Annotated in this window: 10 protein-coding genes; 4 read left to right on the top strand and 6 right to left on the bottom strand. The window is 63.5% G+C overall.

All coding sequences use genetic code 11. The annotated features are described in order from the left end of the window. Positions 1-32 precede the first annotated feature (32 nt). Complete coding sequence (locus G365_RS0111190; RefSeq protein WP_019645619.1) at positions 33-536, bottom strand: Lrp/AsnC family transcriptional regulator; 504 nt, start codon at positions 534-536, stop codon at positions 33-35. A 578-nt stretch (positions 537-1,114) separates the two neighbouring features. Here G365_RS0111190 and G365_RS0111185 point away from each other — a divergent pair. From G365_RS0111185 to acnB, 4 genes are all read left to right on the top strand, one after another. Further along, positions 1,115-1,738: a peroxiredoxin gene (locus G365_RS0111185; protein ID WP_019645618.1), complete on the top strand. Its 624-nt coding sequence runs from the start codon at positions 1,115-1,117 to the stop codon at positions 1,736-1,738. Between the two features lie 176 nt (positions 1,739-1,914). After that, positions 1,915-2,862: a thioredoxin-disulfide reductase gene (trxB, locus tag G365_RS0111180; protein ID WP_019645617.1), complete on the top strand. Its 948-nt coding sequence runs from the start codon at positions 1,915-1,917 to the stop codon at positions 2,860-2,862. Between the two features lie 134 nt (positions 2,863-2,996). Continuing rightward, positions 2,997-3,905: a LysR family transcriptional regulator gene (locus tag G365_RS0111175; RefSeq protein WP_019645616.1), complete on the top strand. Its 909-nt coding sequence runs from the start codon at positions 2,997-2,999 to the stop codon at positions 3,903-3,905. 723 nt (positions 3,906-4,628) lie between these two features. Further along, positions 4,629-7,214, top strand: a complete 2,586-nt coding sequence (acnB, locus tag G365_RS0111170) for a bifunctional aconitate hydratase 2/2-methylisocitrate dehydratase (protein WP_019645615.1) — start codon at positions 4,629-4,631, stop codon at positions 7,212-7,214. A 77-nt stretch (positions 7,215-7,291) separates the two neighbouring features. Here the strand turns inward: acnB and G365_RS24355 are convergent, their stop codons facing one another. Genes G365_RS24355 through G365_RS0111145 form a run of 5 tightly spaced genes read right to left on the bottom strand, consistent with a single transcriptional unit; the run spans position 7,292 to position 13,328 of the window. Next, positions 7,292-7,900, bottom strand: coding sequence for an alkylhydroperoxidase domain protein (locus tag G365_RS24355; protein WP_019645614.1), 609 nt, complete (start codon positions 7,898-7,900; stop codon positions 7,292-7,294). A 4-nt stretch (positions 7,901-7,904) separates the two neighbouring features. After that, positions 7,905-8,573: a CMD domain protein gene (locus G365_RS24350; protein ID WP_019645613.1), complete on the bottom strand. Its 669-nt coding sequence runs from the start codon at positions 8,571-8,573 to the stop codon at positions 7,905-7,907. Positions 8,574-8,607: 34 nt separating this feature from the next. Next, on the bottom strand, positions 8,608-9,672 hold the full coding sequence (locus tag G365_RS0111155; protein WP_019645612.1) for a putative FMN-dependent luciferase-like monooxygenase: 1,065 nt from the start codon (positions 9,670-9,672) through the stop codon (positions 8,608-8,610). A 48-nt stretch (positions 9,673-9,720) separates the two neighbouring features. Continuing rightward, positions 9,721-12,372 (bottom strand): ABC transporter ATP-binding protein/permease, encoded by a 2,652-nt coding sequence (locus tag G365_RS23510; RefSeq protein ID WP_019645611.1) that lies wholly within the window; start codon positions 12,370-12,372, stop codon positions 9,721-9,723. Next, positions 12,369-13,328, bottom strand: a complete 960-nt coding sequence (locus G365_RS0111145; protein WP_019645610.1) for an ABC transporter permease — start codon at positions 13,326-13,328, stop codon at positions 12,369-12,371. Before G365_RS0111145 ends, G365_RS23510 begins: the two co-directional genes overlap by 4 nt. Positions 13,329-13,340 lie beyond the last annotated feature (12 nt).

The raw sequence follows: 13,340 nt of genomic DNA, 5'->3' as shown, positions 1-13,340 counted from the left end.
CCTGCTGTCTTCTCAAAACCGGGACAGGACGGTCATTTATCAAAAATGACGTCGGGCCCTTCTTCCGTGTCAATCGGCACGCCCGGCTTCAGCTTGCCGGTGCGAATCGCCAATGCGCTTTTCACATGGGCCACATTCGGGGCCGCAGTCAGCCGGGTGGTCAGAAAGCGCTGATAGTCATCCCAGTCCTTGGCAACCACTTTCAGCAGAAAATCGGTTTCCCCGGCCAGCATGTGGCATTCCCGCACCTGCTCCCAGCCGTTCACCAGCGCCTCGAAGGCCCGCAGATCAGCTTCAGCCTGACTGTTCAGGCCGACCTGAGCAAAGACCGTGACGTTGTAGCCAAGGGCATGGGGATCGACATTGGCATGGTAGCCGCGTATATAGCCTGCCTCTTCCAGCGCCCGGACCCGGCGCAGGCAGGGGGGAGCTGAAATCCCGGCACGGCGGGCCAGCTCCACGTTGGTCATCCGGCCATCATCCTGCAGATCACGGAGAATGCGCCGGTCAATCCGGTCCAGCTTCACCCGCTGCATGCGATTCGTTCCCTTGTCACAAATAGGGCCCCTGTCACAAATAGGCACTTCATCTCAGAGCACGTTACTGGCAAGTCCATCATCGGGAGCCCACCCTGTTCGGTCGCCGCCTCCGGCAGCCGGTGGAGTCATCCGGCACCCCCCGGAAATACGGGATCGGGGACTGACCGGGATCACAGCGCGGGCGGGGCCGCTGGACGACCTGTTGTTATCGGGGCCCTTCCGGGCGCTTCCGGTGATTTCCGGGATTTTTACCGACCATCACGAAATGAAATTACAATCCCTCGCCCCCTGAGCGCAAGGACAATACGAGCCTTTGCAAAAATTCATATTTATCGAACACATAAGGGTATCCCAAAACCACATCACCGGAGTTCCCGCCAATGTTTTGCCGGACACGGTCTTTTAACGGCTCCAGGGTTGAAACCGGCCGACGGGCGGCATAAGGTCATCCCGCAATTCCCTGCCCCCGACTCCGGTATTGCACCGGACAGGGCGGGACGATTGACCACAAAGCCTTTTTTCACCTCGTGTTTTTCAGATCTCTCAGTCAGATCTCCCAGATGGAGTGATTTTCCATGACCGAACAGCTGAATGTCGGCACCCTCGTCGGCAAGGCCGCCCCGGACTTCACCGCGCAGGCCGTGATGGGTGACAACACCATCAACCCTGCCTTCAATCTGAAGGACTATCTGAACGGCTCCTACGGCTGGGTGTTCTTCTACCCGCTGGACTTCACCTTCGTCTGCCCGTCGGAAATCATTGCCCACGACCATCGCCTGAAGAAGTTTGAAGAAGCGGGCTGCAAGGTTGTCGGCATTTCCGTCGACAGCCAGTTCACCCATCTGGCGTGGAAGAAGACCCCGGTGGAAGACGGTGGTCTGGGCAATGTCGGCTTCCCGCTGGTGGCTGACCTGAACAAGAACATCGCCCGTTCCTTCGGCGTGCTGATCGAGAACGCCGGTGTCGCCCTGCGCGGCTCGTTCCTGATCGACAAGGCCGGCAACGTGCGCCACGCCACCATCAACGACCTGCCGCTGGGCCGGAACGTTGACGAAGCGCTGCGTCTGGTTGATGCCCTGCAGTTCCATGAAGAACATGGCGAAGTCTGCCCGGCTGGCTGGACCAAGGGCAAGAAGGGCATGACCGCCACCCCCGACGGCGTCGCTGCCTTCCTGAAGGAAGAAGCCGGCAACCTGTAATCCCAACGGGATACAGAGCGCTGCGGTCAGCGGGGCCTTCCATCCGGAAGGCCCCGTTTTCCTTTTCAGCGCCTCGCCTCAGGCCGGTCAGGGCCCCGGTTATGCCGTTGCATCCCCGGGCGGGGATCACTATCTTCAGCCCAACGCATGACCCCAGTTTCGCAAGGATTCCTTTTATGGCCGAACACCGGACCAAGGTCCTGATCCTCGGATCGGGTGCCGCAGGCTGCACCGCCGCCATCTACACCTCCCGCGCTAACCTGGAGCCGGTGATGCTGGCCGGGCTCCAGCCGGGCGGGCAGCTGACCATCACCACCGATGTCGAGAACTACCCCGGCTTCGCCGACCCGATTCAGGGCCCGTGGCTGATGGAGCAGATGCAGAAGCAGGCCGAACACTGCGGCGCAAAGATCGTCTACGATCTGGCCACCACCGTTGACCTGAGCAAGCGCCCGTTCACCGTCACCACCGACGGCGGCGACACCTATTTCGCCGATACCCTGATCATTGCCACCGGGGCCTCGGCCAAGTGGCTGGGTCTGGACAGTGAACAGAAGTATTCCGGTCTTGGCGTCTCCGCCTGTGCCACCTGCGACGGCTTCTTCTTCCGGGGGAAAGACGTGGTGGTGGTCGGCGGCGGCAACACCGCTGTCGAGGAAGCCCTGTATCTGGCCAACATTGCCGGAAAGGTGACGGTGGTGCATCGCCGTGACAGCTTCCGGGCGGAGCGGATCATGCAGGACCGTCTGTTCAAGCACCCGAAAATTACCGTGGTGTGGGACAGCGTCATCGACGAAATCACCGGCGGCGGTATGCCGGAAGCGGTGACCGGCGTGCGGCTGAAGAACATCAAGACCGGGGCGCTGTCAGATGTCCCGTGTGACGGTGTGTTCATCGCCATCGGCCACAAACCGAATACAGAGCTGTTCACCGGTCAGCTGGACATGGATGAGACCGGCTACCTGATCACAAAACCCGACTCGACCGCCACAAATGTGCCCGGCGTGTTTGCGGCTGGTGACGTGCAGGATCATATTTTCCGTCAGGCGGTCACCGCCGCAGGCACCGGTTGCATGGCGGCGCTGGAAGCCGACCGCTTCCTTCAGGCCACCGACGGCCACTAAGACTAAGCCATACCTTTTTTGCAGGGTGGGCGCGGATTCTCCGCACCCACCCTTGCGTTTTTTGCAATGCTACCGATATGGTAGAGAATTGGTTCCGGCCTTGACGGGACCGCCGTTTTTAACAGGGGCGCATAATGCCGACGCGGCAAGCCAGCATGATGGACTGGGACAAACTGAGGGTTTTCCACACTGTGGCGGAGGCTGGCAGTTTCACCCACGCCGGAGAAGTGCTGAACCTCAGCCAGTCGGCGGTCAGCCGCCAGATCAGCGCGCTGGAAGAAAGCCTGCATGTCTCCCTCTTCCACCGTCATGCCCGAGGCCTGATTCTGACCGAACAGGGCGAACTGCTGTACCGGACGGTGCATGAAGTGTTCGCCAAACTGGCCATGGCCGAGGCGCGGATCACCGAAAGCCGCGAACGGCCGGAAGGCCCGCTGAAGATCACCACCACCGTCGCCTTCGGGTCGGTGTGGCTGACGCCGCGTATCAAGGAATTCATGGAGACCTATCCCGGCATCGAAATGTCGATGCTGCTGGATGACGGCGAAGTGGATCTGGCAATGCGTGAGGCCGACGTGGCCATCCGCTTTAACGCGCCGCGCCAGCCGGACCTGATCCAGCGTCACCTGATCGCGCTGCATTACAATGTCTACGCCGCGCCGGAATATCTGAAAAAGTACGGCATGCCGAAAACTCCGGCGGATCTGGATAACCACCGCCTGATCGTTTATGGCGACGATGCCAAGGCCCCGGTTGAGAATATGAACTGGCTGCTGTCGGCGGGCACATCCACCCCGCGTCAGCCGGTGCTGCGGGTCAATAACATCTATGGCATCTACCGCGCGGTCCGGTCCGGGCTGGGGATTGCCGCCCTGCCGGATTACTTCTCGACCGTCGCCACCAATCTGGTGCAGGTCCTGCCGGAACTGCGTGGCCCGAGCTTTGACTGCTACTTTGTGTATCCGGAAGAACTCCGCCATTCCAAGCGGGTGATGGTCTTCCGTGATTTCCTGCTGCAGAAACTGAGCGAAAACAGCCTGTAAGCAGACAAGCCCGTCTCATTTCCCGAGAATTAAAGGCACCTTCAGAATCGAAGGTGCCTTTTTTCTTCAGCGCTAAGAAATTGTAACGATTTTGAAAGAATCCAAAAGGTATGCGCGCGTCGCATATCAGTGCAGCGGCTTTTGCTGTGGTGCAATATCAGAGACACCTCTATAACAGGGACATGGACGCGCTGCACAGCGCTCCGACGGAATGCAGCGCCGGTACGGTTCTCCGGCTGGCGCCTACCGGATCGGTGATCAGGTCATCCTCCCAGAGCCTGTATCACCTTAGTCGGGCCTTCGGCCCGACGAAGGGTCTTCGGATCCTACGTCTCCCAGACGTGAAGCCTCCCTGTTCACCTTGGCCCCAGTCCTACCGGACTGGGGTCTTTTTTTATTTTTCCACAGCCGATGCCACCGTGACGGAGGCCCTACCCATTCTTGCGGGCAGGGCACAGCGCACCTATCTTCACATTTCATACATTCCCCTACCCTTCGGCGCATTTCAGACCTACCCAATCGGGTGGAAAAAGCATAAAAGCATCAACTTTCCCCATCAAGATATGCGGCGAGGATGGAAAGTGCAGTCATCACCAAGCATAATGCGCCGCATAATCCGCCCGCATGACAGCCCGGGCAACCGGAGCGGTGTCAGGCCCCTGCAGAGACACAGACCCTGTTGCTGATGCTGTCATGACCCAATTAACCCTGGAGAGAACATCGATGCTTGAAGCTTATCGCCAGCATGTTGCCGAGCGCGCCGCTCTTGGCATTCCGCCCCTGCCGCTGTCTGCCCAGCAGACCGAAGAGCTGATCGGCCTGCTGCAGAATCCTCCCAAGGGGGAAGAGCAGACGCTGGTCGAGCTGATCACCAACCGGGTTCCCGCCGGGGTGGATGATGCCGCCAAGGTCAAGGCGTGCTTCCTGGCTGATATCGCCAAGGGCTTTGTCACTTCGCCGCTGATTTCCCGCGCGCTGGCCACCCAGCTGCTGGGCACCATGCTCGGCGGCTTCAACATTAAGCCGCTGATCGGGCTGCTGGACGATGCCGACGTCGGCTCCGTCGCCGCCGAAGGTCTGAAGAAGACCCTGCTGATGTTCGATTACTTCCATGACGTCAAGGCACTGGCCGATTCCGGCAGCGCCAACGCCAAGGCGGTGATCCAGTCCTGGGCAGATGCCGAATGGTTCACCTCCCGCCCGGAAGTGCCGGAAAGCCTGACCATCACCGTGTTCAAGGTGTCGGGTGAAACCAACACCGATGACCTGTCCCCGGCCCCGGACGCCTGGAGCCGCCCGGACATCCCGCTGCATGCCCTCGCCATGCTGAAGAACCCGCGCCCGGGTATCGAGCCGGAAGAAGCCGGCGTCCGCGGTCCGGTCAAGTTCCTGGAAGAGCTGCGCGCCAAGGGCAATCTGGTCGCCTATGTCGGTGACGTGGTCGGCACCGGGTCGTCCCGTAAGTCCGCCACCAACAGCGTGCTGTGGTTCACCGGCGAAGACATCCCCTATGTGCCGAACAAGCGCTTCGGCGGCGTCTGCCTCGGCACCAAGATCGCACCGATCTTCTACAACACCATGGAAGACGCCGGTGCCCTGCCGATCGAGCTGGATGTCGGCCAGATGAACATGGGCGATGTGATCGAGCTGCGCCCCTATGAAGGCAAGGCGCTGAAGGACGGTCAGGTCATCGCCGAATTCACCGTCAAGTCTGACGTGCTGTTCGACGAAGTCCGCGCCGGTGGCCGTATTCCGCTGATCATCGGCCGTAGCCTGACCGCCAAGGCCCGTGATGCCCTCGGCCTGCCGGCTTCGACCCTGTTCCGTCTGCCGAAGGATCCGACCAACAGCGGCAAGGGCTTCTCCCTCGCCCAGAAGATGGTCGGCCGTGCCTGTGGCCTGCCGGAAGGGACCGGGATCCGTCCGGGCACCTACTGCGAGCCGAAGATGACCACCGTCGGCAGCCAGGACACCACCGGCCCGATGACCCGCGACGAACTGAAGGATCTGGCCTGCCTCGGCTTCTCCGCCGATATGGTGATGCAGTCATTCTGCCACACCGCGGCCTATCCGAAGCTGGTCGACGTGCAGACCCACAAGACCCTGCCGGACTTCATCTCCACCCGTGGCGGTGTGTCCCTGCGTCCGGGTGACGGCGTCATCCACTCGTGGCTGAACCGTCTGCTGCTGCCCGACACCGTCGGCACCGGCGGCGACTCCCACACCCGCTTCCCGATCGGCATTTCGTTCCCGGCCGGGTCGGGTCTGGTCGCCTTTGCCGCCGCCACCGGCGTGATGCCGCTGGATATGCCGGAATCGGTGCTGGTCCGCTTCAAGGGCGAACTGCAGCCGGGCGTCACCCTGCGTGATCTGGTCAATGCCATCCCGCTGTATGCCATCCGTCAGGGTCTGCTGACCGTTGAGAAGAAGGGCAAGAAGAACGTCTTCTCCGGCCGTATTCTCGAAATCGAAGGCCTGCCGGACCTGAAGGTCGAACAGGCCTTCGAACTGACCGACGCCTCGGCTGAACGATCTGCCGCCGGCTGTACCGTCCGCCTGAACAAAGAGCCGATCATCGAGTACATGCGCTCGAACATCACCCTGATGAAGTGGATGATCGCCGAGGGCTATTCCGATGCCCGCACGCTTGGCCGCCGCATCAAGTCGATGGAAGCCTGGATCGCCGATCCGCAGCTGCTGCAGCCCGATGCCGATGCCGAATACGCTGCCGTGATCGAAATCGATCTGGCCGACATCAAAGAACCGATTGTCGCCTGCCCGAACGATCCCGACGACGTGAAGATGCTGAGCGAAGTCTCCGGCGATAAGATCGATGAAGTGTTCATCGGCTCGTGCATGACCAATATCGGCCACTTCCGGGCTGCCGGTAAGGTGCTGGAAGGCAAGACCGACATCCCGACCCGTCTGTGGGTTGCCCCGCCGACCAAGATGGATGCCGCGATCCTGAACGAAGAAGGCTATTACAGCATTCTGGGCCGCTCCGGTGCGCGTATGGAACTGCCGGGCTGCTCGCTGTGCATGGGCAACCAGGCCCAGATCCGCAAGGGTTCGACAGCGATTTCCACCAGCACCCGTAACTTCCCGAACCGTCTGGGGATCGACACCCGCGTCTATCTCGGCTCCGCCGAGCTGGCCGCCGTCTGTGCCCTGATGGGCCGCATCCCGACTGCCGAAGAATATCTGGAGCAGGTGACCGTGGTGAACGCCAAAGCGGCGGACATCTACCGTTACATGAACTTCGACCAGATCGATTCGTTCCGGAAAGTCGCGGACACCGTGACCGTCTAAAAGAAACACCCCCCGCCGGGCAACCGGCGGGGGGTTTTCACATCTGGTTCCTGCAACCCTCAGAAACCGGGATCCGGTCACGCCGCGGCCTGCTCCACCGGCTGCCCCAGAGACAGCATCAGACGGTTGGCCCAGTTGAAGAAGGCAGCCCCGTTGATGACGTCGATAATCTCCAGATCGCTCAGCCCCGCCCCGGCCAGCGCCTGAATATCACGGGTGCCAAAGCCTGCCGGTGTCTCCGTCAGGGCTTCTGAAGCCCGGGCAACCGCTGCCCAGCGCGGATCTTCAACCCCACTGATCCCCTTATCCAGAAGCGCCTGTACATCGTCCCGCCGCTTGGAATGAACGGTGGCAAACCGGGCATGCACCGAAGCGCAGAAAATGCAGCCATTGACGCGGGATGTCGCGGCAGCCGCCACTTCACGCTCTGCCCGGAGCAGGCCGTTGCGGGTATTGTAAAAAATATCCTTATCCGTCCGCGTCCGCGCCTCGAGAACCTCGGGGTCACGGACCAGCAGCATGAAGTAAGGGGATTTTGCCCGCGACGGATCGACCAGCCCGTCGCGATGACGGTCAGTCAGCGCACTTTCCGGCAGAGGGTCGAGCCACGGCAGCCAGCCCAGCTCCTCCTGCGTAAACACCGCCGGTTCCGGCTGGGCCGGATAACGGATCACCTGTTCAGTCATGGCTTCAAACTCCCGGCAAAGAATATTTCAGAGCGGTCAGGCCGCTGACCACACGGATCTGGAAGGTCAGGAAGGCAACAAGCTGCGACAGGGTCACCACACCGGTGGTATCCCACCCGGCATCAAGCAACGCCTGAAGGTGATCTGCCGTGGCATCCCGGGGATGGAAAACCAGAAGGTGCGCATGCGACAGCGCGGCAGCCAGACGCGGGCCCAGAACCGCCACCAGATCCGGCGTCACCCGATACAGCGGGCCGGAGCGGTTTTCCACACTCAGCGGCCCATCGGGATAGGCACCATACGGGCCTTCCGTCAGGCCCCGGCGGCTTTCAGCAATCACCGCCGCTTCCAGTTCCAACCCACCCGGCTGGGAAATCAGCAGATCCCGGTAGAAAGCAAACGCCGCCGCCTGACGGTGCAGACCGGCGACAAACAGCCCTACCGCCGCCCGCTCTGCGCGGCTGAACACCGTCTCTTCGGCGGGCAGAAACAGCGCCTCGGCACTCCGCTGGGCATTGCGGCGGGCCTCCTCACGCTCTGCCCGCAGGGCCGCCAGCGGTGATCCCGGCTCAATCCCGGCAAGGTGGTCAATCCAGTCGGCGGGCCAGTGGGCCGTAATGTTAACGGCAACACCCTCCCGGTTCAGGGGGCGGTCGAGGACGTCAAGGGTCATAGTGGGGTCTCCTGTCAAAAGGACGGGCGGGGAATCAGGCAGCCGCCTGCACCCAGCCCAGCGCCGGGGCAACAGCGGTGGCAGTCAGCTCGATCGAGCGCAGGATCAGCGGATGCGGCGGATCCACCGAATGCACCTGAAACACCAGATCCGTGGCCCGTGGCAGCACACTGTCGCGGGACAGGCTGGCAATCACCTGATCCGGGGTCCCGACATGGACGTCGAGGGTTTCAATCAGGTCCTGTAAAGTATCGCCGCGCAGGATATGGCCGCTGCGGGCAAAGCCCTCAGCCACCCGGCGCAGGCCGGTTTCAGCCAGACGCAGGGCTTCTGCCGGGTCATCAGCCACAAACAGGCTGCGCGACGCCAGAATGCGCGGGGCAATCCCGACGGGCAGGGCCGCCAGATAGGCATCAACTATCGGGTTCTGCACAGCATCCAGCGCCTTCGCCGGGTCGTCTTTCGGGCGGGGTTGGGTCCGGGACAGCATCAGGCCGTCTCCGGCCAGACCGGCCCGTTCGCCCCCGGCCACCGAGAATGTCGCCTGCCACAACCGCCGCAGCAGATGCGGTGCCGCCGGATACAGGCGGTTTTCAGTATGCCCCAGCGCCTCGCCCCGCCAGGCGGACAGCAGGGTCTGCAGATGGCGGGCATAAACATCCCCCCGCTGCTCCGCCGTAAAGCCAAAGGCATTAAAGGAGGCCGGAGTCCCGCCGGTGCCCAGCCCGATCTCCAGACGGCCATCCGACAGCAGATCGGTCACCGCCGCATCCTCTGCCACCCGCACCGCATCTTCCATCGGCAGGGTGATCACCCCCGTCCCCAGCCGGATCCGGCTGGTGCGGGCAGCCACGTAAGACAGAAAGGCGAAGGGCGATGGCAGGCCGCCTTCCCCTTCATGGAAGTGATGCTGCGCCACCCATGCGCTGTCAAAGCCATGGCGCTCAGCATGGATAATCTGTTCGGCCGCCAGCCGGTAACGGTCTCCCGCCGGAGCATCATCAAGCAGGCGGGTGAAAAACCCCAGCCGCTTACGGCCACCGTCACTGGACGGAGCAGACACCGGACTGTGGGCGGAGGGAGGAACGGTGACAGTCATGACAGAAACCCTCTTTGATGATTTTTCGAGTGAGGAGCAGCAGACCGGTCAGGCCGCAGACCGGGCCCGCCCCGGTATGGCCGCCAGAAGATCACGGGTGCAGGCGCTGACCGGGGTATGGAAGACCTGCTCGACCGGGCCGTCCTCCACCACCCGTCCGCCCTGCAGGACCGAAACGGTGTCAGCGATCTGCCGCACCACGGCGAGATCGTGGGAGACGAAGACGTAGGTCAGGCCAAGATCACGCTGGAGCTCATCCAGCAGCGCCAGAATCTGCGCCTGCACGGTGACATCCAGCGCCGATACCGCCTCATCCAGCACCACGACCTGCGGCTGAAGGATCAGGGCCCGGGCAATCGCCACCCGCTGACGCTGCCCGCCGGAAAGCGCCTGCGGCAGACGGGACAGCACCTCCTGCGGCAGACCGACCCGTTCAATCAGGGCGGCGACCTGCCGCAGACGGTCCGCCTTCCCGAGCGGTGCGAAATTCCGCAGCGGCTCGCCGACGATGCTGGCAATGGTCTGGCGGGGATCAAGAGACCCATAAGGGTTCTGGTAAACCAGCTGAATCGACCGCCGCAGGGCAGGCCGCTGTTCCCGGCGCAGCGTTGCCAGATCCAGCCCGTTCACCCGCACGGTCCCGGCGGTGGGGCGGGTAAAGCCCAGCAGGGTGCGGATGGTGGAGGTTTTTCCCGATCCGGACTCCCCGACCAGCGCATGGGTGGTGCCACGCGCCACCCGGAATGACACCCCGTCAACGGCGCGGAACGGTGGCGTCCGGTTAAACGGTGTCCAGCCGGAACGGCGGGGAAAATCCTGCACCAGCCCGTCGACCACCACCGCATCCTCATCCGATACCCGCCGGGACCGAAGCGGGCGGGGCCCATGAAAGGCCGGGGCATCCGCCAGAAGCCGTGCGGTATAGGGGTGGGCCGGGGCCGTCAGAACCTGCGTCACCGCCCCTTGCTCCTGGATCCGCCCGCCCTGCAACACCACCACCCGGTCGGCGCGGTCGGCGGCAATGCCCAGATCGTGGGTCACGAACAGAACGGCGGTCCCGGCCTCGCGGCGCAGGTCATCCAGCAGATCCAGCACCCGCTTCTGGACGGTCACATCCAGCGCGCTGGTCGGCTCATCCGCAATGATCAGGGCCGGGCGCAGGGCCACCGCCATGGCGATCAACACCCGCTGCCGCATTCCGCCGGACAGTTCATGCGGATACTGCCGCACCCGCAGGGCCGGATCGGACAGCCCGACCCGCTCCAGCAGCGCCAGAACCTGATCCCGCACCGCCCGGCGGTCACGCCAACCGTGCAGATGGAAGACCTCGGCAATCTGCGAACCGATGGTCCGCACCGGGTTCAGGGCCTGCCCGAGATCCTGCGGGACCAGACTGATGACCGCACCGCGCAGAGGATCCAGCCGCGACGGCGGCCATCCGACAATATCGGTACCATTCAGGCGGATGGATCCGGCGGTGATCCGCCCGGCCTGCGGCAACAGACCAATCACCGACTGGGCGATGGTGCTTTTGCCCGAGCCGGACTCCCCGACCAGCGCCAGCACTTCCCCGGCCTGCACCGAGAAAGAGACCCCATGCACCACAGGTGTAAGGATGCCCCGGTGATCCTGATACCCGACGGACAGGGTTTCAACAGACAGCAGCGGGGCCACAGACTCTCGCGCCGCGCTCATCGCCCCCCCCTCCCCCCGCAGGGACGCACTGATGCGGTTGGCTGCCAGCACCACCGCCACCACAGCCAGACCGGGGAAGGTGGTCAGCCACCACGCGGTGGCAACATAGTTGCGGCCTTCCGCAATCAGCAGGCCCCATTCCGGTGTCGGGGGCGGTGCGCCATACCCAAGAAACCCAAGAGTGGAAATCGCCAGAATGGCCGACCCAAACTGCACCGCAGAGACCGCCAGCACGGCCGTCAGCGAGTTGGGCAGAACATGACGCCACAGGACGGCAACAAAACTGCCGCCACTGCCAAAGGCAGCCTCGACATACTCGCTGTGACGGACCCGCACCACCTCGGCCCGGGCCAGACGGGCGAAATTCGCCACCGAGGCGACCCCCACGGCAATCGCCGCATTGACCGTGCCAAACCCCAGCAAAATGATGATCGACAGCGACACCAGCAGGGCCGGGACCGACAGCAGCACATCCACCCCCCGCATCAGCAGGTCATCGACCCAGCGGCGCGAAGACCCGGCGATCAGACCGGTCAGGGTGCCCAGCACCAGCCCGACCCCGACGGCGACCACAGCCCCGGTCAGGGACTCTCCTGCGCCATAAATGATCCGGGCCAGAAGATCACGCCCCAGCTCATCGGTGCCCAGCCAATGGGCCGCTGACGGTGGCAGGCGGGCTTCCGCCGCCTCGCCGGAGACAGCACTGTACTGCGTGAACAGACCGGGCACCGCAGCCCACGCCACGGCCAGACCGATCACCGCCCACGCCAGCACCAGCCCCGGCGACACCCGGGCCGGCACCCGCCGCCGGGCCCCTGCCCACAGCGCCCGACCCTGCCGGTGCAGCACCGCCGACAACGGCACCGCCGGATCAACCGCCGCCACCGGGCCACAGGATGCAAAATCGGACGGAACGGCAAAATCGAGAGCAGAGAAACTGTTGCTCGGGGTCTGTCCCGGCAACCAGCCGCGGGCAGACAGATCCTGTGTCGGAACGGTGGTCATGCCGGACCTCCTGCAGAAAGGGGGGAACGATGATGGGCAAGACGGGGATCAAGCAGCGGGGTGATCAGATCGACCAGCAGGTTAACGGCGACAAACCCGGCAGCCGCCAGCACCACCACCGCCTGCAACACCGCCGCATCCTGAAAGTTGACGGCCTGTTCGGTCAGACGGCCAAGGCCGTTCAGACCAAAGACGGTTTCCGTCACCACCGCCCCGGCCAGAAGCTCGCCGGACAGCACCCCGCCAAGGGCCAGCACCGGCGGCACCGCATTGCGCAGCACATGCCGCCACAGCACGGCCCGCTGCGATGCGCCCTTGGCCCGGGCAACCGCAACAAACGGCTGGGTCTGGACCGCATCAAGACTGCGGATCAGCACCTGTGCCAGCGGAGCCGAAATCGGGACCGCCAGAGTCGCCACCGGCAGGATCAGGCTTTCCCACGGTCCGGCCCCGATCACCGGAATCAGCTTGAGGCGAAAGGAAAAGATCTGGATCAGAGCAATCCCCAGCCAGAACACCGGGACGGAGATAAACAGCGACGGCACCGACAGCAGGGCAGACCGCAGCCACCGCAGCGGCGTCAGGGCGCTGACAGCCGCCAGCAGCAGGGCCAGACCCGCTGCCGCTACCATCGCCAGCACCGTCAGCCCGGCGGTTACCGGCAACGCCTGTGCCAGACTGTCCGCCACCGGAACCCCCCGGTGCAGGGAATACCCGAAATTGCCGGTCAGAAACCCTGACAGGGTCGCCCGGTACTGCTGCCACAGCGGGGTATCGGCCCCGTACAGGGTCCGCAGCTCGGCAATCTGATCGGGGCTCAGCCCCAGTTCCGGGCTTTGGAAGCGGATCAGGACCGCATCCCCTGGCAGGGCCTGCAACAGCAGGAAGGTGAGGGTGAAGGCCGCCCACAGCACCACAAGGGCCTGCCCGGAACGGCGCAGCAGAAACCGGGTCATCGCAACAGCCTC

The organism is Novispirillum itersonii subsp. itersonii ATCC 12639, from assembly GCF_000381985.1.
In the GTDB taxonomy this organism is placed as follows: domain Bacteria; phylum Pseudomonadota; class Alphaproteobacteria; order Rhodospirillales; family Rhodospirillaceae; genus Novispirillum; species Novispirillum itersonii.
Note: the sequence above shows the minus strand (reverse complement) of the source record. Positions and strands in the feature narration are given on the sequence as shown.

Coding starts and splice junctions, on each gene's coding strand:
- G365_RS0111190 (WP_019645619.1), bottom strand. CDS start 536: ATGCAGCGGGTGAAGCTGGACCGGATTGACCGGCGCATTCTCCGTGAT.
- G365_RS0111185 (WP_019645618.1), top strand. CDS start 1,115: ATGACCGAACAGCTGAATGTCGGCACCCTCGTCGGCAAGGCCGCCCCG.
- trxB (WP_019645617.1), top strand. CDS start 1,915: ATGGCCGAACACCGGACCAAGGTCCTGATCCTCGGATCGGGTGCCGCA.
- G365_RS0111175 (WP_019645616.1), top strand. CDS start 2,997: ATGCCGACGCGGCAAGCCAGCATGATGGACTGGGACAAACTGAGGGTT.
- acnB (WP_019645615.1), top strand. CDS start 4,629: ATGCTTGAAGCTTATCGCCAGCATGTTGCCGAGCGCGCCGCTCTTGGC.
- G365_RS24355 (WP_019645614.1), bottom strand. CDS start 7,900: ATGACTGAACAGGTGATCCGTTATCCGGCCCAGCCGGAACCGGCGGTG.
- G365_RS24350 (WP_019645613.1), bottom strand. CDS start 8,573: ATGACCCTTGACGTCCTCGACCGCCCCCTGAACCGGGAGGGTGTTGCC.
- G365_RS0111155 (WP_019645612.1), bottom strand. CDS start 9,672: ATGACTGTCACCGTTCCTCCCTCCGCCCACAGTCCGGTGTCTGCTCCG.
- G365_RS23510 (WP_019645611.1), bottom strand. CDS start 12,372: ATGACCACCGTTCCGACACAGGATCTGTCTGCCCGCGGCTGGTTGCCG.
- G365_RS0111145 (WP_019645610.1), bottom strand. CDS start 13,328: ATGACCCGGTTTCTGCTGCGCCGTTCCGGGCAGGCCCTTGTGGTGCTG.